General features: G+C 43.2%; 17 protein-coding genes and 1 tRNA gene. 13 read left to right on the top strand and 5 right to left on the bottom strand.

What is annotated here, in order from left to right:
- Positions 1-154: 154 nt before the first annotated feature.
- From CI959_RS05270 to tsf, 6 genes are all read left to right on the top strand, one after another.
- A complete protein-coding gene (locus CI959_RS05270) occupies positions 155-3,349 on the top strand; it encodes a DUF6383 domain-containing protein (protein WP_057316321.1) in 3,195 nt (1,064 codons plus the stop codon).
- Between the two features lie 439 nt (positions 3,350-3,788).
- Positions 3,789-4,421, top strand: coding sequence for an outer membrane beta-barrel protein (locus CI959_RS05265; RefSeq protein ID WP_057316323.1), 633 nt, complete (start codon positions 3,789-3,791; stop codon positions 4,419-4,421).
- Between the two features lie 195 nt (positions 4,422-4,616).
- A complete protein-coding gene (rplM, locus tag CI959_RS05260; RefSeq protein ID WP_057316326.1) occupies positions 4,617-5,072 on the top strand; it encodes a 50S ribosomal protein L13 in 456 nt (151 codons plus the stop codon).
- A 5-nt stretch (positions 5,073-5,077) separates the two neighbouring features.
- A complete protein-coding gene (gene rpsI, locus CI959_RS05255; RefSeq protein ID WP_005859484.1) occupies positions 5,078-5,464 on the top strand; it encodes a 30S ribosomal protein S9 in 387 nt (128 codons plus the stop codon).
- A gap of 140 nt (positions 5,465-5,604) precedes the next feature.
- A complete protein-coding gene (gene rpsB, locus CI959_RS05250) occupies positions 5,605-6,441 on the top strand; it encodes a 30S ribosomal protein S2 (RefSeq protein WP_005859482.1) in 837 nt (278 codons plus the stop codon).
- A 144-nt stretch (positions 6,442-6,585) separates the two neighbouring features.
- Positions 6,586-7,575: a translation elongation factor Ts gene (gene tsf, locus CI959_RS05245; protein WP_036610224.1), complete on the top strand. Its 990-nt coding sequence runs from the start codon at positions 6,586-6,588 to the stop codon at positions 7,573-7,575.
- Between the two features lie 155 nt (positions 7,576-7,730).
- Here tsf and CI959_RS05240 read toward each other — a convergent pair whose 3' ends face one another.
- The 4 genes from CI959_RS05240 to CI959_RS05225 form a co-directional block, all read right to left on the bottom strand.
- Complete coding sequence (locus CI959_RS05240; protein ID WP_057316327.1) at positions 7,731-8,924, bottom strand: pyridoxal phosphate-dependent aminotransferase; 1,194 nt, start codon at positions 8,922-8,924, stop codon at positions 7,731-7,733.
- A gap of 81 nt (positions 8,925-9,005) precedes the next feature.
- Entirely contained in the window at positions 9,006-10,223 is a 1,218-nt protein-coding gene (locus CI959_RS05235) for a bifunctional 3,4-dihydroxy-2-butanone-4-phosphate synthase/GTP cyclohydrolase II (protein WP_057316329.1), read from the bottom strand.
- A gap of 2 nt (positions 10,224-10,225) precedes the next feature.
- Positions 10,226-12,172, bottom strand: a complete 1,947-nt coding sequence (locus CI959_RS05230) for an LptF/LptG family permease (RefSeq protein WP_057316331.1) — start codon at positions 12,170-12,172, stop codon at positions 10,226-10,228.
- A 102-nt stretch (positions 12,173-12,274) separates the two neighbouring features.
- Entirely contained in the window at positions 12,275-12,658 is a 384-nt protein-coding gene (locus CI959_RS05225) for an START-like domain-containing protein (protein WP_057316332.1), read from the bottom strand.
- A 203-nt stretch (positions 12,659-12,861) separates the two neighbouring features.
- Here CI959_RS05225 and CI959_RS05220 point away from each other — a divergent pair.
- A tRNA-Met gene (locus CI959_RS05220) sits at positions 12,862-12,935 on the top strand.
- Between the two features lie 721 nt (positions 12,936-13,656).
- Here the strand turns inward: CI959_RS05220 and CI959_RS05215 are convergent.
- Positions 13,657-14,553, bottom strand: a complete 897-nt coding sequence (locus CI959_RS05215; protein WP_095231418.1) for a FimB/Mfa2 family fimbrial subunit — start codon at positions 14,551-14,553, stop codon at positions 13,657-13,659.
- A 594-nt stretch (positions 14,554-15,147) separates the two neighbouring features.
- Here CI959_RS05215 and CI959_RS05210 point away from each other — a divergent pair.
- From CI959_RS05210 to CI959_RS05185, 6 genes are all read left to right on the top strand, one after another.
- Complete coding sequence (locus CI959_RS05210) at positions 15,148-17,049, top strand: response regulator (RefSeq protein WP_095231417.1); 1,902 nt, start codon at positions 15,148-15,150, stop codon at positions 17,047-17,049.
- A 510-nt stretch (positions 17,050-17,559) separates the two neighbouring features.
- Positions 17,560-18,924 carry a fimbrial protein gene (locus CI959_RS05205; RefSeq protein ID WP_249931798.1) on the top strand — a complete coding sequence of 455 codons (1,365 nt, stop codon included), beginning with the start codon at positions 17,560-17,562 and terminating at the stop codon, positions 18,922-18,924.
- Between the two features lie 734 nt (positions 18,925-19,658).
- Positions 19,659-20,954, top strand: coding sequence for a fimbrial protein (locus CI959_RS05200; protein ID WP_057316336.1), 1,296 nt, complete (start codon positions 19,659-19,661; stop codon positions 20,952-20,954).
- A gap of 44 nt (positions 20,955-20,998) precedes the next feature.
- Positions 20,999-21,916, top strand: coding sequence for a FimB/Mfa2 family fimbrial subunit (locus tag CI959_RS05195; protein WP_057316337.1), 918 nt, complete (start codon positions 20,999-21,001; stop codon positions 21,914-21,916).
- Between the two features lie 44 nt (positions 21,917-21,960).
- A complete protein-coding gene (locus CI959_RS05190) occupies positions 21,961-23,088 on the top strand; it encodes a fimbrial protein (protein ID WP_057316338.1) in 1,128 nt (375 codons plus the stop codon).
- Between the two features lie 67 nt (positions 23,089-23,155).
- On the top strand, positions 23,156-24,631 hold the full coding sequence (locus CI959_RS05185; RefSeq protein WP_057316340.1) for a fimbrial protein: 1,476 nt from the start codon (positions 23,156-23,158) through the stop codon (positions 24,629-24,631).
- The last annotated feature ends 6 nt before the right edge of the window (positions 24,632-24,637 follow it).

The following is a 24,637-nucleotide window of genomic DNA, read 5'->3' as shown; positions in this document are numbered from 1 at the left end:
AACAACCGATTCCGTAAACGAACCTCCCGTTTTCCTTCTTTAAAAACGCAAGATCTAAACGATGGTTTAGACTAGTCGTTTTCTAACGGTAGTCTGCTATCAGAAAATAGCTAAGTGCTTAATTAACACTATTATTAATATTAAATTCTAAATTATGAACAGAAAGATTTCTACATTGTTAACGGCGGGTCTGCTTGTGGCGGGGTCGCTGTGCGGTAGTGCCTTCGCTCAGACGCCGACGGTTTCCATTAAAAATTTGACCGGAATCGGATCTACAGTAGCGAATGAACTGAAAAACGGGGCTCGATATGTGATGGTAGATGCCTCTTCATCGCTAGCCTATGGTCATGAAATAAGCACTACTACCGGTAAGATTGTTGAGGTAGGGGAGGCTATAAACACTCCGATTTTTTACGATGACAGCGATAGCAAAGACGGCGTTAAGAAGTACATTTGGACGGTCAGCGTGACAGAGGCTCCGAGAGGTTTCTTCTCTTATACCCTCACCAATGCGGAGACTGGAAAGGCGTTGAGATACAACAGCGCATATAATGCGATAGAGACAGACCCGGCAGCGAAAGCCGAGGATACCTTTAAGGATTTCGTGTTTGAGAATACAGGTACTGTCACTTCTACTCCCACTGGTGCGAAGTATTCTGCCTCTAATAAGTACATGGTTGCCTATAAAGCGGGTGCGACTGTTTGGAACGGTCTGTCATGGTCTGGCAGCCCATTGGTCTCTACTACTACGATCTCTGCTCCTGCGTTCTATGAGGTTAAATCCGAGGAACTTGAGGATGTTACCGAGTTGAACGCATTATATAACACTTCTGGATTCTCATTCGCCTCCAAGCCTTATGATACGGATCAAACCGAGGAGCCGATCGGCAACTTGTTCAATACGAAGAAGGTGGTAGCTCGCTATGTATCTACCGCTATTGAAGTTGACGCTACTCAGTATCCTTCTTATTCGGGTAATACTCGTGATTTGAGGATCGAGCCGGGTATGTATTTCTTCACAGAGAACGCTCCGAAAGATGGTGCTGATTATAAAGAATGGATGAACGCTACGATCTTGGTCGTAAGCTCAACGGAGACCGTTGAGGCTACAAATGCGGGACGTGCCTCTGGTGATGGTTTCGCTTTGGCAGAGGTGAAAGTCAGCGACTTGAACTTCTATCAAGGTTCGGATAATGCTTGGATGACAGCAGGTAACGATATCTCTATCAATAACGCTAACTTCCGTGTGCAAAAGAGCTATGTGGACGCTTATCCGTATGAGTTGAACGTTGATGATTTCCGTTATCGTGAGCAAGCTAGCAAGGCTAAGCACGTTACTAAGCCTGTTAAGTTACATGTGTTGAAACATAGTGACAAGTACTATCTGACCACTACACATGCTACAGACGACCAGTTCATCTTCAAGTTGGCTGCCGCCGGTATGAAGAAAGGTATCGAGTTGTTGAACACGGAGGCTAAGGTCGCCGCTTACACGATCCGTATCTTAGACGGTAAGGAATTTGGGTCATCTACCGATAACATCGACAAGAAAGACATCAAGAGCGTATACGGCAAGTACTTGACGAACGCCGTTAAAGCTTCTCAATTCGAGTTGGTAGCTAAGGCTAAGGTTCTTTCTCAATTGGAGACTCCGGCTTATCAATGGGCTATCTCCAGCGTAGACAATGAGTATGAGGTGACATTCACGAACCGTGAGACCGGCGAGTATTTCACAGCAAGCTTGTTCCCGAAGGCTGATCTGGGCGAGAACGTTTACGAATTGTCCACAAAGAGCAAAAAGGTTACCGCTATCTATGTAGACGCGAACACATACAATGAGACAGAGGGTGAAGTCGCTGAAATGCAACAACTGATCGTCGAGTTGACTCCGGCTGAGGTTGATCCGTACGCAGGTTTCTTGAACCTAGACGATGAGACTTTGGTGACGATGGCTTTCGCTCGCGATAACAACGAGACTTCCAATAAGTGGTATGTGGCAGCTAAGAAACAAGCAAGCCCATTGACTGGATATGAATTGAACAAGAACGGTAAGTTCGCTAACGAGGTATCCGATGCCGCTCAATGGCAATTGGTGAAAGATGATAAAAAATGTACGATCATCGAGCGCAGTTTCGTTTACAATAAGGATGGCCGCGTGACGGTACAGGCTAGAGCAGATAAGGGCTACGCTTATGTTTATCAGTTGCAGTATATCAATGATGGTATCGAGACTGATAAATATTTCCCGCAAGGAACTACTCCTGTAACTAATGTAACAGAACAGGAAGCGTTAGTTAATGAAGGTCAAGCTAAGTTCGTGATCAAGCTAGCCGCCGATGGTTCTGTTTACTTGATTCCGGTGGGTGACACAAACAGTTTTATCGCTTCAATTTTGAATGAGAATACGAAGTCTGTTGTAGACGCTACTTATAAGGCTTCTATCGACGAATGTCAATATACTACTCCGTCTTCAGTTTACGCATGGCCGTCAACTTCTACACAACAAGATTGGTTATTGAACACCTACTTGATCGTAGAAGCACCGGAGATCAGCTACCCGGCAGAGGAAGGTCATATCTCCTTGGTAAGCGATAAGGGTAACTATATCTCCATGAACGAGAATCGCGATGGTATCGTGGTAAACGAGAATCAATACTCATTCTACTTGCAAGTAACCGATGAGGACGCTGTTGTTCCTTCTTTCTATATCTCTAACAAGGGTACGGTTGAGAATGGTGACAGATTGTTCTTGTTCAACCCGGCAGACTCTGTAAACTATTATGTCGCAGATGGTACATACGACAGAAAGTATGAGTGGATCAAGGGTGAGACAAAGGCGATCTTCAAGCCGGCCACTCTTTGGGAGACTAAGGATACTTTGACTACGGTCGTTAAGGGTAACAAGGTTTCCGTGGCTGAAGAGGCTGATGATGAGGGCGTATTAGGTGGCTTGGATTACTTCAAGGTTCAGATCATCCAGTGCGAGGACAATGAGAACGAATATCGTATCCGTTCTGTAGCCAAGAAGGGTTCTTATCTGTATAGCTTCAACGACCAGTTGTCTTGGAGCGGTAGCAAGGAGAAAGCAATGCGCTTCACTATCACTACAGGCGATCCTACAGCTAACGAGTCTATCGCAGACGCTGCTGAAGGCGTTAAGGTAATCGCAGGCAACGGTGCTGTTGAGATCCAAGGCGCTGCCGGAAAGAACGTGGTTATCACGAACGTTCTTGGTAAGGTTATCACTAGCACGGTTCTTACATCCGACAACGCTACGATCGCCGCTCCTGCGGGTATCATCGTGGTAGCCGTTGATGGTGAGGCCGCTGTTAAGGCAGTCGTTAAATAAGAACAATGACGATAAATAACATAAATCGAAAATGCATTCCCGCGGGAGTTGTAGTGATTCAAGTAGCCCGCGAGGGCGAACAGGCGGGAATGGATTAATATTAATACTAAAGTAATAAATTAAAGTTCATCTGTCGTCACCTCCGTGAGGAGCGAGGGCGGAAAAAAATAAGCCCCGGCCGGTTCGTCCAGTCGGGGCTTTATTGGTTTGGAGATTCCGGTTTTACTCAGTAGGGGAATCAGCTTCAAAACAGTTCTGTTGAAGATGTATCGTGTTGTGGCAATAAGATGTATCATGTTGTGCCATTCGTTAAAGCTTAAATGGCAAAGCTGCGCTTTTTATACCGCTTTCTTATAGGTTTCAGTAGGATAAATGTAGATGTTATTGAAAAATGTATATCTTTGCTTGCTATTAGAAGGAAAAGCAAATGAGGAAGTTTATGAGAAAGATCGGATTGTTGTTGATTGCCGTGATGATGATTTTACCGGCGATGGCTCAGGTTTCTTTCGGCGTACGTGCCGGAGGCGCTTATTCTTCGTTGATCCAAAAGGTAGAGGATCGGTATGAGGCGGGAGCCCGCTTTGGTTTTAGCATAGCGGGTTTGGCGGATATTCCTTTGAGCAAGAATAAGAAATGGTCGCTTCGTCCGGAGGTGGCGTTCGTGAACCAAGGGGGCGCTTATTATTCGAATCAGGATATGCATGGGATGGCGCTTCATAATAAATGTTGGTATTACTCTTTGCAGATTCCCGTGAATGTGGCTTATACGTTTACCTTTACGGACGTTCATCTGTCCGTATTCGCCGGTCCGGCCTTTGATTGGTCGCTGTTTGGAAAGATGAAAAGCCGAGAGACCAATCCGGATCTCCATTTTGGCGTGTCCGAGGAGAAAGACTTGAAGCCTTGCGACTTCAGTATGAATGTGGGGCTGGCGGTGGAATACAGCAACTTTTTTTTCTCGGTAAGTGCTTTGTGCGGTATGATAGACCGTCGTGCCTTGAAACGTGAGGGCGAGACTTCTGTCTTTCAGAATAACGTGACATTCTCTTTGGGGTATTACTTCCGTAAGTGATGAGTATCTTCATAATAACTTGAAAAATAATTAGATTTGTTTGGTATTTCGGATAAAACCCGTACCTTTGCAAGCCGATTATTATCAAATTGTACTAAGAGTTTAGTTCTTAGCACGTTGTTACATCATGTGTCCGTTGTGACAATGTTGGTAAGGCTAGTTTTTTGAGTTATTAATTAATTTAATTTTTAAGCAGTGGATACTTTAAGTTTTAAGACCATTTCTGCAAACAAGGCAACTGTAAACAAAGAGTGGGTCATTGTTGACGCCGAAGGTCAGACGTTAGGTCGCCTTTGCGCTAAAGTAGCGAAGCTTTTGCGCGGTAAGTACAAACCCAATTTCACTCCGCACGTTGACTGTGGTGATAACGTAATCATCATCAATGCAGACAAAGTCGTTCTGACTGGTAACAAGTGGAACGATCGTATTTATTTGAGATATACCGGATATCCCGGTGGACAGATCGAGTATACTCCGGCTGATCTTTTGAAGAAAGGTGGCGACCGTCTGTTCCGTAAAGTAGTAAAAGGTATGTTGCCGAAGAACCGTCTAGGCGCGAAGTTGCTGGGCAACATGTACGTTTATGAGGGAACTGAGCACAAGCACGAGGCTCAACAACCTAAGTTAATCGATATAAACTCATATAAATAATCACGATGGAAGTAGTAAATGCAATAGGAAGACGTAAAGCGGCAGTCGCTCGCGTATTCGTTAGCGAAGGTACGGGAAAGATCACGATCAACAAACGTGAGCTGGAAAAATACTTCCCTTCTTCAATCCTTCAGTTTATCGTAAAGCAGCCGTTAGCAAAGTTGAACGTCGCTGAGCAATATGATATTAAGATCAACCTTGACGGTGGTGGTTTCAAAGGTCAGTCTGAGGCTGCTCGTTTGGCTATCTCTCGTGCGTTGATAAAGATTAATCCGGAAGATAAGGCTGTCTTGAGAGCGGAAGGATTCGTAACTCGCGATCCTCGTGCTGTTGAGCGTAAGAAACCGGGTCGTCCGAAAGCTCGTAAGAGATTCCAGTTCAGTAAACGTTAATGTTATTTGTGAGTCCCTTACAAGTAAAGCGAAGCGTTTAGTATCTAAATTATCGGGATTCTTTTTACATGTGGACATGCGGAAAGACTACCTGATGGTTGAAATTAAACAAAGAAAGTAAACGATTTAAGAAAAAAACAATGTCAAGAGTAAATTTTGATCAATTATTAGAGGCTGGTGTACACTTCGGACACTTAAAAAGAAAGTGGAATCCCGCTATGGCTCCTTATATCTTCATGGAGCGCAATGGTATTCATATCATTGACCTTTATAAAACAGTTGCTAAAGTAGACGAAGCCGCTGAGGTTATGAAGAACTTGGCTAAACAAGGCAAGAAAGTTCTTTTCGTGGCTACCAAAAAACAAGCTAAACAAGTTGTCGCTGATAAGGCTGCTTCCGTAGGTATGCCTTACGTTATCGAGCGCTGGCCGGGTGGTATGTTGACCAACTTCCCGACGATCCGTAAAGCTATCAAGAAGATGGCTACTATCGATAAGATGACAAAAGATGGTACATTTGATAATCTTTCTAAGAGAGAAAAACTTCAAATCACTCGCCAACGCGCTAAGTTGGAGAAGACTTTAGGTTCTATCGTAGACCTTACTCGTCTTCCGTCAGCGTTGTTCGTTGTAGACGTGATGAAAGAGCATATCGCTGTTCGTGAGGCTAACCGTTTGGGTATCCCTGTATTTGGTATGGTTGATACGAACTCTAATCCGAATAATATCGACTACGTTATCCCGGCTAACGATGACGCTACAAAGTCTGTAGAGGTTATCTTGGGCGCTATCTGCGAGGCTATGAACGAAGGCTTGCAAGAGCGTAAGGCTGAGAAAATTGACGCAGAGGCTGCTGAGGAAGCTCCGAAAAGAGAGCGTAAGGCAAAAGCTGCTGTTAAGAAAGAACGTACGAAGAAAGAAGACGACGATGCGTTGAACGCTAACGTTGCCGGTAAGTTCGCAAAAGACGAAGAATAATTCGATTGACAATTGACGTTGACAATTGACAATTAGAATACAAATACAATGGGCAGTTGGCTTTTGACAGGATTTGTCAATTGGCAACTGTCCATTGTCAATTTTTGAAAGTATAAACATTTTAAAGATAAAGGAAATAAGATTATGGCTGTAACAATGGCTGATATTACCAAGCTGCGCAAAATGAGTGGAGCTGGTATGATGGACTGTAAGAAGGCTTTGACAGAGTCTGACGGTGACATCGAGAAAGCAATGGAAATTATCCGTAAAAAAGGACAGGCTATCGCCGCTAAACGTTCTGATCGTGAGGCTGCCGAGGGTTGTGTGTTGGCTAAGAAGGATGGCGAGTTCGCCGCTATCATCGCTTTGAAGTGCGAAACGGACTTCGTGGCTAAGAATGAGGACTTCGTGGCTTTGACTCAAGCTATCTTGGACGCTGCCGTGGCTAACAAATGCCGTACTTTGGACGAGGTGAAAGCTTTGCCTATGGGCAAGGGTACTATCCAAGACGCTGTTACGGATCGTAGTGGTATCACTGGCGAGAAAATGGAGTTGGATGGCTACTGCGTAGTTGAAGGTGCTTACACTACTGTATACAACCATATGGGTAAGAACCAACTTTGTACGATCGCCGCTTTCAACAAGGAGTCTGAGGAAGCCGCTCACAATATTGTTATGCAGATCGCCGCTATGAACCCGATCGCTATCGATGAGGCTGGTGTTCCTGAGTCTGTAAAAGAGAAAGAGATCCAGGTTGCTATCGAGAAGACGAAGGCTGAGCAGGTGCAGAAGGCTGTAGAGGCTGCATTGAAGAAGGCTGGTATTAATCCTTCGCATGTAGATAGCGAGGCTCACATGGAAAGTAACATGGATAAGGGTTGGATCACGGCAGAGGATGTAGCTAAGGCAAAAGAAATCATCGCTACTGTTTCCGCTGAGAAGGCTGCTAACTTACCTCAACAGATGATCGAGAATATCGCTAAGGGTCGTCTGGGCAAGTTCTTGAAAGAGGTTTGCTTGTTGAACCAAGAGGACATCATGGATGGCAAGAAGACTGTAAGAGAGACAATGAAGGAGATCGATCCTGAGTTGCAGATCTTGGCGTTCAAACGTTTCACTTTGCGTGCTGAATAATTGCGGTAACGTATTTGATATAAAGAAAAAGGCGGTACAACCCAATGTATCGCCTTTTTTATGAAGTATAGCTTACTTGCCCATAGAAGATATACTTACTTTGCCAATGCGGTATATATTACTTTGCCAAGTAAGTATATCTGTTTTATTTTTTCTTATTTCAACGCGACTAACGCATCCTTGATACGTTTGATCGCCTCCACGATATTCTCATCGCTGGTAGCGTAACTCATGCGGATACACTCAGGTGCCCCGAAAGAGGTACCACCTACGCAAGCCACGTGCGCTACTTCCAAGAGATACATCGCTAAGTCATCGGCGTCGTTGATTACACGGGTTCCATCTGTCTTGCCGTAATAATGACTACATTTGGGGAATAAGTAGAAGGCGCCTTCCGGTTTATTCACCTCGAAGCCCGGAACTTCTTTCGCTAAATTAACGATTAAGTCGCGGCGGCGTTCGAAAGCCTTACGCATTTCCTCAACGGGTTCTTGTGAGCCTGTATAAGCCGCTTCCGCCGCTTTTTGAGATACGGAGCAAGGGCCAGAGGTATATTGTCCTTGTAATTTATTAACCGCTTTCACGATCCATTCCGGTCCGGCAATGAAACCGATACGCCAGCCAGTCATCGCATACGCTTTGGAAACGCCGTTTACGATAACCGTACGGTCTTTCATTCCTTCGATAGAAGCGATGCTGTTGTGTTTACCAATATAGTTAATATGTTCGTAGATCTCATCCGCTATAACGATGATATCCGGATGTTTTTTCAATACTTCCGCTAAACCTGCCAATTCCTCGGCGCTGTAAACAGAACCCGTCGGGTTGGAGGGAGAGCAAAGGATTAACGCTTTAGTCTTAGGTGTAATAGCGGCTTCCAATTGAGCCGGAGTGATCTTGAAATCTTGCTCGATACCAGCCGGAACGATAACGGGAGTTCCTTCCGCTAACTTCACCATCTCCGGATAGCTTACCCAGAAAGGGGCAGGGATGATAACCTCGTCCCCCGGATTTACCAATACCATGACCGTGTTACAAACGGATTGTTTGGCACCGTTTGCGCAAGAGATCTGGCCTGCTGTATATTCCAGTCCGTTCTCGTTCTTCAATTTGGCAACGATAGCATTACGTAATGCCGGATAACCCGCTACGGGAGAATAACGTGAGAAATTATCGTCAATCGCCTTCTTGGCGGCTTCTTTAATGAAGTCGGGAGTATTGAAATCGGGTTCTCCCACACTTAAGTTGATAACATCGATACCTTGAGCTTTCAACTCACCGCTCTTTTGTGACATCGCCAATGTTGCTGAAGGCGATAAACTCGCTAAACGATCTGAGACTTGTGTCATGACATTGCTTTTTGTATAGGTTGTTTTATTATTGCGCGACAAAAGTAATCAATAATCGGAATTCTTGCAACGTTCTGATAACTATTTAATGTTATGCAGCACATGCCCCATACGTTCTTTTTTCGTTTTCATGTAGAATTCGTTGTATGGATTCGGTTTCACCTCGATAGGAACATTCTCTACTACCTCAAGGCCGTAAGCTTCCAGACCTACACGTTTTACCGGATTATTGCTCATCAAGCGCATTTTCGTTACGCCGATATGACGTAAGATCTGTGCTCCGACACCATAATCTCGCTCATCCGCTTGATGACCTAAATGTAAGTTCGCGTCCACCGTATCCAAACCATCCTCTTGGAGCTTGTATGCTTTCATCTTCTCCATCAATCCGATACCTCTTCCTTCTTGGTTCAGGTAAACGATAACCCCTTTGCCTTCTTGGTCGATGCGGCGCATAGCCTCGTGCAATTGCTCTCCGCACTCGCAACGCATGGAACCGAAGATATCGCCTGTAGCGCAAGATGAGTGCACGCGCACTAAGATAGGCTCGTCTTTCTCGAATTTACCCTTTATCAAAGCTATATGTTCTAAGCCATTGCTTTTCTGGCGGAAAGGAATGAGACGGAAATGTCCGTACTTGGTAGGGAGATCTACCTCTACGCCGTTCTCCACGATCGATTCGGTGCGGAGGCGATAAGCGATCAGGTCCTTGATACAAATAATCTTTATATCGAATTTCTTGGCTACCTCGATTAATTGCGGCAGACGTGCCATGGTTCCATCCTCGTTGATGATCTCGATCAAGGCTCCGGCGGGATATAAACCGGCTAACCGGGCCAAATCCACGGCTGCCTCTGTATGACCCGCACGGCGAAGCACGCCACGAGAGCGGGCACGGAGCGGATTGATATGTCCGGGACGTCCCAGATCAGATGGCTTGGTCTTTGGATCGGCCAACGCCAAGATCGTTTCCGCACGGTCGTACATGGAAACGCCGGTCGTACATTTCCCTCCTAATTTATCTACTGTTATCGTGAAAGGAGTACCTAGTAAAGAGGTGTTATTGGCAACTTGCATATCCAGCTCCAACTCTTGGCAACGTTCTTCCGTGATCGGGGCGCATAATACACCTCGTCCGTTTTTCAACATGAAGTTGATTTTTTCCGGGGTTACTTTCTCGGCCGCGATGATAAAGTCTCCTTCATTCTCTCGGTCCTCGTCGTCTACAACGATTAAGAACTTTCCTTCACGGAAATCCTCGATAGCTTCTTCGATGGTGTTTAATTGAATCTCGCTCATATTTATTGATTATTTATATCCGAGTTATTTTTTAGCAAATGTAATGAATATATCATATTGATCAGCTCCTTACTGGTTTTTTGTACCATAACGATATCATGCCGTAACAATTTGCGTTGGTACGTGGCCAATAGGTAGATCGGCAATCCCAGCGGGAGGAAAATACCGATAGCCAAGGCAAGCTTCCCGTTTATATGCTCGCTTAGCTTGCTATTGTAGCCCCCGATGATCGGGTAGTCCATCAATTTGTTCAGTAGCAAGTTCTGGTCGGAATTACTTAATTCCTCCACGATATTTTCCGTGTCTTGAGCCAACAGTTCCGCAGTGTTGTCTTTTCCGCCTTGTCTCCAGAATGTCAGATAATTGATCCAACGTTTATGGTTTGCCAGATAGGTCGTGCTTTCTTCCACCAATTTCTCCAGTTTGGGAAGGGTAGCCTCATAATCCGGGGTGTATATGATCACCTCTTTCCGTTCCACTTTTCGTCCTTCACGCTTACCTATTAAGTTCTTCAAGGCGTTCACGTAAGTATCGGCATTCAAGATAACAGAATCTTTTACCGCTTTGTAGGTTAGGAATATCCCCATGGGCGTTAGTACCACGGAGCTAAGCCACATACCTTCCCATGCGTCCCAAACGCCGTCTCGTGCCATCTTGAAGCCCATATTATCTATAATATAATAAAAGATAAACAAGATTACCGAGATAACGACCGGTACGCCCAATCCTCCTTTACGGATGATGGCTCCTAAGGGAGCCCCTATAAAGAAGAACATGATGCAAGCGAACGATACCGTGAATTTCTTATGCCATTCCGTTAAGTGGCGGCGTACCTTATAGGCCTCGTCGCCAACCGTGGCCGCACGGAAATAGTAATCCGTCTTGATATTCTCGATCGAGGATTTGGCTCGGCCTAATAAAGCCGCTTTGCTACTCGGTGCCTGCGCTTGGTAAAGACTGTCGAAATCTAACTGGATGGTAGGAGTGATTACCGGCAATTTTTCCTGCTGCTCGCCTGGTTGCCCCTCGGCTTCACTCTCTTTTTTAGCCCGTAAGGACTTTAGTGTTTTTACGTATGAGGCATCGTAAATGCTTTTTGCGTTCACGTCCTTGATGCTATCCAAGCGTACGCCCATCGAATCGATAGAGGTTTGTAAATCCTTCAAGTTTTTTCCCATATATTGGTTCTGCATGAAAGATTCGTCGGTACGGTTGAAATTCGCGTCGAATTCAATCAAGATATCCTTGCTGCTGAATGATTCTCGTCGATAGGGGACGGCGGTTCTCGCTTGCGTCGTGTTTGCTTGGCTTTTACCTACGTTCTCGAAAGATTCTCCGTTAAATAAGGACAGGACAAGGAATAATTTATCGGCGGATGTCTTTAGCCGTCCGGAGTCCGCTACGATTACACGGGCGTTATTGAATCCTTCCGAATAATCATAGATCATCACGTCTTTTAATAAACCGTCCTTCGGGTCCTTTTTCTTCACATATACATTGAATCCGGGAATATCTTTGTAGAATGAACCTTCCGGAATATCCAATTCCGGTGATTTCTGGCGCATGGAATATAATAATGTATATAGCTTGACTTGGACAACGGGCATTACGTTGTTTTGGAAGAAAAAGGCGCCCACGCTCACGAATAGGAGCGTTACGATCAAAGGACGCATGATATGTATCAATGATACCCCGGCAGACTTCATGGCCAGTAATTCCAGACGTTCCCCTAAATTTCCAAAAGTCATTAATGAGGCTAATAGAATAGCCAAGGGAAGTGCCATCGGGACAAGAAACAAGGCCGCATACATAAACATCTCCGCTAATACAGGGATGCCAAGGCCTTTTCCCACCATATCGTCGATGTATCGCCAAAGAAATTGCATCAACACAATAAACAGACAAATACCGAATGTCATAAGAAACAACGGCAGGAATGTCTGCAGCATAAATGTATATAATCGTTTTATTCTCAACATTGCCTAATCTGGTTGAAGTGGCAAAAGTAGTGTAAAAAACGATAACCCCCCACAGATTTCTGTAAAACTACTCTAAATACCAAGCGTTCGCTTCAAATCTTCCACTTGCGAGTCCCATAAGTTAATGGAATCTTTTTTCTCCCCGGGTTCGGAGAAATCTGTAATCTCAAGTGCCGTAGAACCTGTTAATTCGATTGTATGGATTATAAATTCGAAATAAGCGTTCTCATCTTCCTCGTCTACCCAGCGGTAACGGATAAAGTTCTCCGGCTTGGAGTCGATCACTATTGCCTCTTGGGCCTCTTTTCTCCATTTAAAGGTATAGAGATTATCATTTATAATGACCTCGTCGGCGAACCAAGCGGAAAGTCCCAAAGCGGTGGTTAGGTGATTCCACAAGCTTCGTCGTGAAACTTTATCGAAAATGTATTCGATATGAAACTTCTCTTTCTTCATTGTTCTTATCCTTATATTTGCCGCAAGATACGTAAAAGATTTGAAAACGACTAATTTTAATGATGAAAAAAGTAACTAATAACTAACTATTTAGGTGGAGACCTTAAAAAATAAGCGAATTTTTTTATTGAAAATGTTGTGTAATTCAAAAATAACCCCTACTTTTGCACCGTCAATAAGAGAAATAGTGACAATAAAATGATGGCGAGATAGCTCAGCTGGTTAGAGCGCATGATTCATAATCATGAGGTCCCCGGTTCAATCCCGGGTCTCGCTACCTATAAGAGGAGATCGAAATAATCGATCTCCTTTTTTTATATCCTTTTCTCTTTTCGTTTTGCTATTGGATGGTCTTTAGGGAAAATAAAAAAACCTGAACAATCTTTCTCGTAAACGATCTTGATTGTTCAGGCAAAATAATTATGTAACCTCACGGTTATATTAATTAGGTTTGCCTACATCATAATTTAAGGGTAATTATATATGTAAGCAGGGTCATAGGGTAAAATTTCGCAAATTGCTTTGCTTGATTTATAAATACAAAGATATGTATGTCTAAATGTTTTGAGTGACGGTGTTTGTCTCAATAGGTGAATGTATTTCTATCATATAAATAACGCACGCCTCGGAAATCATCCGAAGCGTGTGTCCCGCATATAAAATTTAAATCTTGTTACCCATGTTTATGTAGTGACCCTGCTGTGATTTTATATGCTTACCCTTAATGTCTGTTGCGAATATATTCATAATATTCATAGGTTGTATCATAGTTTGATAGGTGGTTATATTAATTTAATATGTGAAACTATCAATGGGTGAAGAAAACCTTGCAGTGAAGCGGGTTTTCGTTGATGTTTAAATAAAGTTAAGATGGTGTTTGTATCAATATCATAGGTATTCCTATCACGGAGACTGCGATTTTTGAGAGAAAAACAGCGCACGCCCGAAATTCTCTAATCTCGTGACGTGCGCCAAAGCATATAAAAATTGAGGGTATCTTAATTCAATGTTACATGTTGGATAACGGTTCCCCAATCAACAACTACAACATTGGCTGAAACTTCTCCTGAATATTTAAAAGTGATCTCGGTACGTTTTCCGGGGTTCGCGGCAAATAATTCTCCATTTTTGTCTTTTTCGCTAGAAAAAAGAAGATTGCCGTCCTTGTAAAGCTCTACCGTTATATTTTGAGCCGGAAAAATAGCTTGGGCTTCTGTCGTTAAGTTACCTTTCTCGTCAAAAGAAGCGGGGAAAACGAATTCAACCTCTTCTCCTGTCGGGTTGCCGTTGTAGTCCAATGAGCATTTTGTGTTTTTTATTCTATATTCAAAATTTCCCGCATTACTCCCTAAATACTTGATTAGTCCTTTCGTTGAAAGCTGGAAAATTGAAGTTTTGCGAATGATTTGCAATTCGTTTGATACGGTGGATTTTGTCGAAGAGTTCTTATGAAGCGTAACTTGTCCATAGAACAAGTCGCTCGGAATATTGGCTATGCCGTTATTTTCTTTTAGGCTGACTTGCAGATCGGATATAATATTGGCTTTGCTCATGTTTGAAACCTCTTCGTTTCCGGAATTGATCCCACTCCATGCGATTACGGTTATATCATTACTATTCGGGCAGTTAACCTCTATAGCCCGACGTGATAAGATAGTGGATTTGTCTACACGAATCTGTTCGAAGAAATCATTGTTTTGATCGAAGACGAATAATGTAGCGCCATTCACGTCTCCTTTGGTCGTAATGTCGTTGCCATCTGAACTCATCGCTTTTAACACCACGGAGAATGGTACTTCGGCTTGTTTAATAACCTCGCTTGTTGTTGCTACTACGTCATTTGAATCATCCGTGCATGCGGAGAATGACAAAACTGTTAAAATAACAGAAACCACAAATACGCAATTTGCGGAAAAATTACCCTTTTCATGACCCTACTTTTTATATGCTTTACCCTTAATCTAAGTGATTTGGTTTTTTTGACCGCCCCTCAACGGTCTTTCCTTATCACTACATCGCAAATGTATGTATAAAAATCATAGGTTGTATCTTTTATGATGGGTATTTTTATCAAAAAAGTGGGTAAAACTATCAATATGCCTCTATGTCCCTTTGTTGATGCGGATTTTGGATGGTTGTTAAATAATATTAATCATCTAATTTCTATTCATTTGAGTGGTAAATATATCATTGCCAGCCTTTATTGATAGCTTTACCTTTGTTGTATGATAGGAATGTGATTGTTGTTAATGTCTATTAAAACGCCAGTAGAAAACGATCGTTTAAATCTTGCGTTTTTATGTTCAACTCTTTTGCCGCCTTACAAAGGTCAACAATTTTATTTAAATTTCAGTTATTCAGTTGGATAAAAATAATAAAAATCAATATGATTATCAATAATACTCCACAATTTGTACATATAAAAACGCAAGATTTAAACGATCGTTTTCTACTGGCGTTTTATATATAACATCTTAATAATCAATAATATGAAATCTGAAGGTTTTAAAGTGAAATTTATGTTTTCATTTTTGGGCTTGTTTGTTGAAGCCCACTCTATTTTTGCTGCGAACAATGATACCATGGAAGGCTCTCTAGAAAATCTACCTTTTATCATTTTACAGATAGTGGCCATATGTGTAATATCTTTTTTGAGTTATTATATGTATAGGATGAAGAAAGAGAATATAACTAAAGAGGAGAAGCTTGCCGCGAAAAATAGTGAGCTTCTTCGTGCTGTGGATGTGTTAAGCATGAAAAATCGGGAGATCCAACAAATGTTGGTGAATAAAATCCGTGAGACTGATAATTGGAATAGGGACAAAGAGGTAGAGCGGGAGAATTTGAGAAAGCGCCTTGAGGAAATGGAAAAGCTCCATAATTCGTTTTTCACTGAAACGATTCATGAAATGCGTACTCCGCTATCGCTTGTACTGGGCTCGTTGAGTGAGTTGTTGCAACGTAAAAATGATATTGACTCTAGTGAGGCGACTCAATTATTGTCTGCTTACCGTAATACCTTGGCTCTTCAAGACCTTATTGAGCAGTTGCGTAATACTCGTCATGGTGACGATGTGGCGAATCACCTCCGCATCGCTCGATATGACATGATCAGTATAACGAAACAGATTTGCGATTTATTTGTGGATTGGATTGCCATGAACAATGTTGAGTTCCATATCAACACTATGACCCCTGTCCTTTGGGTTTGGATAGATCGGCGGAAGATGGAGTTTGCGCTGCGTGTACTTTTATCTAATGCGTTGAAAAATACCTATCGTTTTGGAAAAATTACGATTAATCTGTCTGTAGTTCGTGTGAAAGGGAAGGCTTTTTGTTCTTTCTCTATCCAAGATGATGGATTAGGTGAGAGTGAGAGTACACGTTTGGGACTGAAGCAGATTGCGGATATGACTGAGAATTCTGGAGCAATTTTTGAGGGTTATTCTTCCAAGGATGAGACAGGAACCCAATATACGATATTAATTCCGTTAGGCAGAAGCCATCTTATGGAACGTTCGGTCGAATTTATCGAGCCGGATGGCGATTTGGTCAAGTTGAATGAGATGCAGAAGGAGGAGATCGCGGAGCTTATCCAAGTTGTTCCTAAGAAGAAAGAAACCGGAAAGAAAATGCTGGTGATCGATGATAGTGACCAAATCCGTTGGTTCCTGCGACATGTTTTTGCTAGTGAGTACCACGTGCTGGAGGCTCACAATGGCTTGGAAGGAGTAGATATTGCTAAAACCGAGCGTCCGGACATTATTTTATGTGATGTGATGATGCCAATAAAAGATGGCCTTGCGACTTGTCGGGAGATCAAGGCTTTTCCGGACTTAATCCAGGTTCCAGTAGTTTTGTTGACTGCCAAGGTCGAGAGTGAGGATGTGATTGCCGGAATCGAATGTGGCGCGGATGATTATATCACCAAGCCTTTTGATGTCGAGGTATTGCGCAGCAAGATCAATAGCCTTTTGAAGCGTCGTGAGGAAATGAAGCGGTTCTATGCCGGTTCCGGGAATACCGTTACCGAAGGAGAGGTCGCGTCGAAGAAGGATGACTCTCCATCCAACCTCTTTATGGAGTCTGTGATCTCTACGATCGAGAAACATTTGGATGATCCGAGCTTTGAGGCGAAGGTTTTGGCGGATTCCTTAAATATGAGTCTCCCTACATTATATAGAAAGATAAAACTACATTCCGATAGCAGTATCTTGGAGCTTACCCGTTCGGTTCGCTTGAAAAAAGCGGCTGAGCTGATCAGCATGCAACGTTACTCTATCCAAGAAGTCTCGGAGATGGTCGGTTTCAATGATACCGCTACGTTCCGCAAGCGTTTTACGGAGCAATACGGTGTCACGCCGTCGCAGTATGTACCCGGAAAGGCGTGATGGCTGGAAGGTTATTAGGCAAGGTGGCCACACCGAGTTTAATCCTTAAAAATACAGAAGCCCAATCTATTAAAGTTGTGACCAGTCTGTCTGATAATCAGTTGTTAACAAAATGACGCTGATAAAGAAACCGATTACTATTGATGGTATTTTGAATTTCTATTAATAGTAATCGTGGTTTCTATAGATGATAAACAGGATTACTATGTAATCGTTTTCAAGAAAAAGTGCGTTGATACATTTTACTCCTATTTTGAGAGTCTTACAATCTTCAAAAAGAGTTCGAAAAAGCCCACGGTCGAAAAAAATAGATTTACCCCTTATAAATGAAAGTAACGCCTATTTAGATTTTTTTATACTCAAAATACCTTTGCGATGTCAACCGAAGGAATACGATACGGTCATGGGGAAAGACTTGAACGAAAGTTTCATAGGTGACAACAGATAGAATCAACATAGGATAAGAGAGATTTAAATAAAAGATTTATTAACACATAAATTTATATGTATATGAAACTGAGAAATTTATTATTCGGAACAATGATCGCTTGCGCATTCGCGGCGTGTTCAAATGAGGATGATCCTATTCCTAACGTGGATCCGACACCGGAGGCTGGAACGGCAACTGCTAGTTTAACGGTATCTGTGAAGAACAGTGTGAGAAAAGTAACAAAGGCTGGAGACAGTGAAGGATTGCAAACAGCAAATGAGGCAAAGATCAATACTTTACTTGTCGCTTTGTATGATAATGCTACTGGAACGTTAGTCGCTACTAGCTCTGATATAGCGACCGAAGACGCAACTGCTGAAAATGATGAAGTTAAATTTGAGGGACTTAAAGAAGGTATGTCGTTGCGTGCTATCGCATTTGCCAATATGGAGGATATATCCTTGACCGGTACAACTACCACATCTTTTACTTCTCCGGTTATTACGATACCAACTACCGGATTTTCTGACGACAATTTGCCGATGAGTAGTGGTTTGTCTAAGGCTTTCACTTTAGCTAAAGGTAGCAACTATTACGGGTATAACAAAGAAGGTGTTACATCGCTAGCGGATGATCCTCTATATCTAGTTAGAAACGTGGCACGTGTAGATCTTAAGGGGCTTAGCTTAGATATGACTAAAGCAAAAAAAGATGTATATGTGTCTGGTACGGCTACAATCACTCCGGAGTGCGTGTTTATCATGCATGCCCGTACAGAATCAAATGCGGCAGATCTGGGACTTGATGACGCATGGTGGAATAAACTTTCAGAAACGATTTGGGGTAATGTATCCACCGCTTATGAACAGACAAGTACAGACTATATGTCTGGTTATAAGGGAGAATTCGAAGATGACGCAATGTTTAAATATATGAGAGGAGTTGTTTTGTCAGAAACTGATGGTGTAAACGCCTATAAGTTATCTTTACCTACAACGGCATTAGTTCAAAAGATTGAATCAGATAAGGCTCAAGCTGCCACCTTTACGACTGTTCCCAAATTTTACGTGTATGAAAATCCTCAAATTTCTGTGGCACGTGAGATGAATGGGGATGATTTTGTCTCAGGTAATCTTGCTACCGAATTAGTAATTAAAGGAAAATACAAGTTGGAGAATGCAAAGAAAGAAGGTAGCAGCGCTACATATAACTATAAAGAAGAAACAGCTTATTGGCCTATTAAGATTGCGCAAGCAGATCAAATGTCTGAATCTGTTTGGTCAGATGGAGTAATCCACCGCAATGTAATCTATTCAATCGACGCCACATTAGCTGGTAAAGGTTTCAAAGATCCGACAATTCCTACAGAAGACTTCGTTGAGCTGTTTGTTAGAACTAAAGTTATTGATTGGGGTAATGCTACGCAATCCGTAGTTGTCGAATAATATCTTCATCCAATAATATCAAAAAGGCATTCCTGTGAAGGGAGTGCCTTTTTTGCATATTGATAATCGTGCGGTTTGGGTTCATGCGATGTAGCTAGCTTAACAAATATCGTTGAACAGGTCATTTCCTTATGGTGTTAATTAGTTATCGCACGTTTCACACCCACTATCAATCAGTGAATCAGCGATATCTTGTGACGGGTGTGAAGCTTCACACCTGTCACAAGATACTCTTGACACATAGTGAGTTGAGAAGCGTGAAGGATAATTGATTTTAAATTAATACACTGGTATGAGAGGAATATCCAGTAGGTTTGATAGGAAAAGTCAATGGATCTCACTCGAAAGTCAATAGGATCTCAGACGGAAACCAATGGTTTATGGTACCCAAACACTATAGTGTTTGGATTAGAAGACATAAGTGTTTATCAATGAATACTTAAGTGTTCAAAGGTAAACATATAAGTGCATAAGCTTTGTCAGCCATATTCGTATATACTATGATTTTTACAGTATCTTTATTACCGAGTGATCCGAGTACCATCACTATGCCATAAAATACACTCGTTGAGCTGTTTTTTATAGGTAAACGTTGCATAAGGTAGGGAAACCTATCACTTTTATGAAATTGATACATTTATCCATTAATATAGAGAGTTCCGCCTATCAGCGTAGCTCCATATCCTTCCTATTTTTGCCACATATTAAATGTGGAAATAAAAAAATATTATACTATGAGATTCAAGAGATATATTCTTTTATCATTGGTGTTATGCGGTTTGGCTGCCTGTTCGGACGATAACACGATAGAGATTCCTGAAGCGCCGGTATTGGAGAAAGCGCAACTAGCCTTGGCGATCAAGAGCGAGAAGGGCACGACGACAAAGGCGGGAGAGGCAGTCGTTCCTACGGATGCGGACGTGAATAAGCTTACGGTCGGGGTGTTCGGTACGGGCTGGAACGTGGTGTATACGGTGAGCGGTAGTGACATTACGAAGACCACGACCGATAATGTAGCCACGCAAGAAATTGGCCCGAAAGAAGTATATGCGGGCACGGCGGATGTCATTGTCGTGGCAAATGCTTCAACAGAAGTTCAAACGGCGTTGAGCAATGCTGATACAAAAGATGCGTTTCTTTCTACGGTGATTAAATTGGAGGAGGAAAATCTCACGAAAGGTTTAACTATGAGTAGCGAGGTGCTTACCGTGAGTTTGGTCGCAAATACGACTAACTTTATTGGTTATGCTTCGGAAACGGGTGATATAACGGTTGGCGATAAAACCGGTAAGGAAATTTACGGCGACGGCCCTGTCCGATTGGTTCGCGACGTGGCTTCGATCGCTTTGGCTTCTGTACGTACAGAAAATCCCGATAAAGCAAATTACGAAAGTAAATCATTCACTTTGAAAGAGGTCTTTATCGCTAGCGCGAAGGGTGTTTCCAGTGTGGCCTCTAGCGGTTATTGGGGATCGATAGAGAAAGTATTCAGCTTCACTGAAAGAGGTTTTGGATATAGCGATTATAAGGTTGGTCAAAACTTTTCGAAAACTCCTGCAAATATAGATGAGGGCTCTTACAAGAGAGGAACGCAAACCGTATTGGCTAGTTTATTCGTGAAGGATACGGAAGGTTCCGCTTGCAATCATGAATTCTATGTGTATGAAAATAAAGAGGGTGAGATAGAAGAGAAAAGCGAGACAGGTGCCAATAGAGATTACGCTAACCACACCTTGCTGATCGTAAAAGGAGATTATACCTACTTGCCGAAAGGTCTAGCCGATACTGATGCTAATTATGTAACGAAAAAGGATTGCTATTATGCCGTACCTGTAGGAGCGGAAGTTACGATTAATAATAAGACAGAATTAAATTTCTACGTTCAGCGAAACTACAAATACGCGATCGACTTGACCATTATCGGTCCGGGTTCCGAGATCCCATACGATCCGATGGTATCTGCCAACGTAAGCACTTCTGTCAAGGTAACGCCATGGAATGTGAAGGAGATACACGAGAATGTAGAATAAAGAATAATAGATAGGGTAAACATAGATAAGTAAAATTAACGATTATGAAACACATACTGTTTACAAAGAAACTGCTTCTTTTGGCGATGGTTCTGCTGGGAATCTCTACGACAGGCTGCATCAAGGAGGATTTGGATGAGTGCTATACACTCAAATTGAAGGTGGAGAATATCAAGGGAGACGATATTACGGAGTCTGGATGGATGGAATCCACCAACCTGTATATCTTCGACGAGAACCTGAATTATTTAGAGACACGTAGCTTGGATAAGAACTTTATCCGTTCTCGTAACGAGATCGTACTTGATGGCTACACCGCTGATCGTAGCCTCCGCATCGTGGCTTGGGGCAACGTGAACGCCTTGGGGGAGAACCAAACCGTGTCTGAGGCGCAAAAGATAGAGGACCTGAAGGTAATGCTGAAAAGTGATAATGGACTGGCCGTGAACCCGGATAGCCTTTATTACGGCAGCGAGCAAGTCCTGACGAAAGCCGGAGGCGTATCGAAAGCGACCGAGATCGTGATCCGCCCGAAGATCGGTACGGTTACGATCGAGACCAGAGGTTTGCAGGAGCAGCTAGCTAAACGTGGGTTGAGAAGCGCCGGTAGCGCCGATTGTGATTTCTTCTTGAATAATACCATGAGCGGTTTCGACTACCGTGGCGAGCAAATCGGTGATGACGTGTATTATAATCCTGCCGGGACTTGGGATGAGGCGGGTAGCGAATGGGTGACTCCTACTATGCAGACAGCCTGCCCGGGAGAGGATATGACTGTCTCGATCAGCGTCAACGGAGTTTCCCTCGGATCGGCCAATGTGGATGAGAACGGGGATCCTATCTATACCACAGCCGGAGAGAATACGCATCTGATCCTCGAGTGGGATGAGGGGGGTACCTTATCCGTCCGTGCCATCGTCCGTCCGTGGGGTGTGGTAGAGGAGGATATACCGTTGCACTAAATCATTCTTCATCGTAATCTATAATAAAGAAATATACTAAGCATATGAGACTATATAAAAACATACTATTACTGGGCTTGGCCATTCTCGCTTGTGTGAGTTGTTCGAAGGAAGACGATCCGGTTCTTCCCGATGGGGCGAGGTTGTCTGTTCGTGTGAAAACGGCGGGTACGATGACTAAGGCATACAATCCCAACGACGTGAATGAGCTGGAAGGTGAGGCTTATATCAATAACTTGGCGGTGGTCGTATTTAACGAGGACGGTACGGAGATGCTAGGCTCTAAGTGGGAAGCTTTATCCGGAGCCGAACATTCCGCTCTCATCGCCGACGTGCCCACTACGAAAGCCGTTAAAGCTCGTATCGTGGTATTGGCCAACGTGCCGAGGGATCTGGTCTCTTCCGTATCCTCATACGGTGACTTACAGGCTCAGATGCTTGATCTCTCCTCTCAGGCACAGACGAACCTGACGATGAGCAGCCAAGCGATCGTTACGAAATCGGCCTTGACGGGCGATGATAACTATTTGGGTTACGAAGACTTGGGTGATCAGAATATCGATGGCATCTCCGATCCGATCCTGCTTACCCGTGTGGCGGCGCGTGTCGACTTGGTGAATATCGCTACCCGCTTCGCTTCCACTCCTCTTGCCGGACGTACGGTAAAGATTGAAGGAGTTGGTATATATAACGTGAAGACGAAATCGTATTATTTCAGCGAGGATGATTGGGGAGCCGTGGAAACCTCGGATGCCGTGGTTAATTCCGAAGAGACAACCTTCGAGGATATGGTAGTGAGCGACGCTTCCTCCGTCTCCAACACGCCGTACGTGCATTACGTGATGGAGAACATGAAAAGCGACGATCATACCCGCATCGCCGTGCGTGCTACCATCGAAGGCGATTCCAGCTATAAGGCACAGACAAAGATATTCACCGCCGCGATCAATACGAACGGTATTCAAAACGGCTATGATCATAATTATGTGCGCCGTAACTACGTGTATCGTTTGAACCTCTATTTCGATGGGGATAGTTTTGATAATACGCCGGTAGATCCTACACCGGATCCTACACCGGAACCGGAGCCGGAGGTGGATGACGCCAGTTTGTATATCGCCGTTCAAGTGGTAGGTTGGGGTCCTGTGTCGCAACATCCGGTAATCGATTAATGACAATTGATGAGTATCATAATCATAGGGAATTTAATAATAGTATAAACAAGAAAAAATTACAGATATGAAACTAAAACATTTATTCCTAGCCTCCTTGGTGGTTTGCGCTTTCGCCTCTTGCTCCGACGACAGCTCAAATGGCATCGATATACCGGACGAGAACTATCAGATGATAGAGACGAACGTATCCCTCACGGCTACGGCCTTGGACGGGATAAAGACAAAAGCGGACGCGACAACGGACGAAGGTAGCGGCAATGAGCGATTTATACATGAGTTGACCGCCTATTTGTTCTATGTGGATAATGGCGGAAATGAAGACAATTATAAATTCGCCGCTATGAAAACGGTCTCCGCTATGGGTAAAACATCGGTAACTACCGTTGAGGATATAGTGGTAAAGGTGAAGGCTACAAAAGCGGGAGAACTATCCGATACGCAGTTGAAAGCCGTATTTTTCGCTAATACTAAACTAGGGAATACTCCTGAAAAACTAGGGGATTTAACAAGCGCTTTATTACCGGGCGACAAGCCTGTGGCTTTTTCTGCTGTAAATGCCGGAACAGCATATGTACCGATGTTCAGCCAAATAATAACGATCGGTGGTGGAGCGAATAAACTTTTAGCCGGAACCGATTATGATAATTGGGTAAAGGCATCTACGACTCCTACTATCGCATATACGAAAAATGCAGCAGAAGGTCAGGGGCATACTATCGTTATTCCTGATAATAGCGGAGCGTGGACTGAAGGTTCTACTACTTATGATCCGGCAACGATCCCGGATACTGATAGGATTTCGGTAACCCGCCACGTAGCCCGTGTACAACTGGAAGGATTGGATTGTAACTTCACGCAGAATTATGCGGATGCTATATTTACTTTGACGGGTGTGTATGTAGCGAATGTCAGCACGAAGTCTATGTTCTATGGTTCTTCATCCACGGGTTATTCATTAGAGGTGGCAGGAACTGATCCCGCAGCGGTTTTCGTTCATGGATGTCCTTATATTAGAGATGATTATTTCTTGGTGAATGGCAACACGGATGGTCAGTTTGCTAAAACATATCAGGCTATTGATCTAAATATGACTAATAATGATCATTCTAGAAATATGACATCCGGTGCTATTGATTATAATGGATCAGCTTGGAAGAAGTTCAAAGATGCGACCATTAGTTCCTCTACTTATACTGATGAGATGGCTCAATTCTATGTATATGAGTACGATGGTGAAAAACATGAGATGACTAAAGATAAAGAAGGTGATAATCCTTCCGGAAATATCCAGACCATGTTGATTCTGAAAGGAAACTGGACAAATAATGGAGTAACCAAGGAAAATCGTTACTATCGTATCCCTATTAGTGACGGTTCTTCTGTAGGCGTTCAACGCAACAATATATATAAGGTATACGCCACCATCACTGGCGAAGGATCACCGGACCCCGATACGAGCGAGTTAAACGCTTGCATCAGTTTCAGCGTAAAGGTTGAGCCTTGGACAGTTATCAACCAGTACGAGGAAGACGTGAATTGATAAATA

Source organism: Parabacteroides sp. AT13 (assembly GCF_002272965.1).
GTDB classification, from domain to species: domain Bacteria; phylum Bacteroidota; class Bacteroidia; order Bacteroidales; family Tannerellaceae; genus Parabacteroides; species Parabacteroides distasonis.
Note: the sequence above shows the minus strand (reverse complement) of the source record. Positions and strands in the feature narration are given on the sequence as shown.

Excerpts from the sequence above, each read along its gene's own strand:
- CI959_RS05190 (WP_057316338.1), top strand. The coding sequence starts at position 21,961 with ATGAGACTATATAAAAACATACTATTACTGGGCTTGGCCATTCTCGCT.
- CI959_RS05265 (WP_057316323.1), top strand. The coding sequence starts at position 3,789 with ATGAGAAAGATCGGATTGTTGTTGATTGCCGTGATGATGATTTTACCG.
- CI959_RS05205 (WP_249931798.1), top strand. The coding sequence starts at position 17,560 with ATGAAACTGAGAAATTTATTATTCGGAACAATGATCGCTTGCGCATTC.
- CI959_RS05225 (WP_057316332.1), bottom strand. The coding sequence starts at position 12,658 with ATGAAGAAAGAGAAGTTTCATATCGAATACATTTTCGATAAAGTTTCA.
- rpsB (WP_005859482.1), top strand. The coding sequence starts at position 5,605 with ATGTCAAGAGTAAATTTTGATCAATTATTAGAGGCTGGTGTACACTTC.
- CI959_RS05230 (WP_057316331.1), bottom strand. The coding sequence starts at position 12,172 with ATGCTGCAGACATTCCTGCCGTTGTTTCTTATGACATTCGGTATTTGT.
- CI959_RS05210 (WP_095231417.1), top strand. The coding sequence starts at position 15,148 with ATGAAATCTGAAGGTTTTAAAGTGAAATTTATGTTTTCATTTTTGGGC.
- CI959_RS05270 (WP_057316321.1), top strand. The coding sequence starts at position 155 with ATGAACAGAAAGATTTCTACATTGTTAACGGCGGGTCTGCTTGTGGCG.
- CI959_RS05195 (WP_057316337.1), top strand. The coding sequence starts at position 20,999 with ATGAAACACATACTGTTTACAAAGAAACTGCTTCTTTTGGCGATGGTT.
- CI959_RS05200 (WP_057316336.1), top strand. The coding sequence starts at position 19,659 with ATGAGATTCAAGAGATATATTCTTTTATCATTGGTGTTATGCGGTTTG.
- CI959_RS05185 (WP_057316340.1), top strand. The coding sequence starts at position 23,156 with ATGAAACTAAAACATTTATTCCTAGCCTCCTTGGTGGTTTGCGCTTTC.
- rpsI (WP_005859484.1), top strand. The coding sequence starts at position 5,078 with ATGGAAGTAGTAAATGCAATAGGAAGACGTAAAGCGGCAGTCGCTCGC.
- tsf (WP_036610224.1), top strand. The coding sequence starts at position 6,586 with ATGGCTGTAACAATGGCTGATATTACCAAGCTGCGCAAAATGAGTGGA.
- CI959_RS05235 (WP_057316329.1), bottom strand. The coding sequence starts at position 10,223 with ATGAGCGAGATTCAATTAAACACCATCGAAGAAGCTATCGAGGATTTC.
- CI959_RS05240 (WP_057316327.1), bottom strand. The coding sequence starts at position 8,924 with ATGACACAAGTCTCAGATCGTTTAGCGAGTTTATCGCCTTCAGCAACA.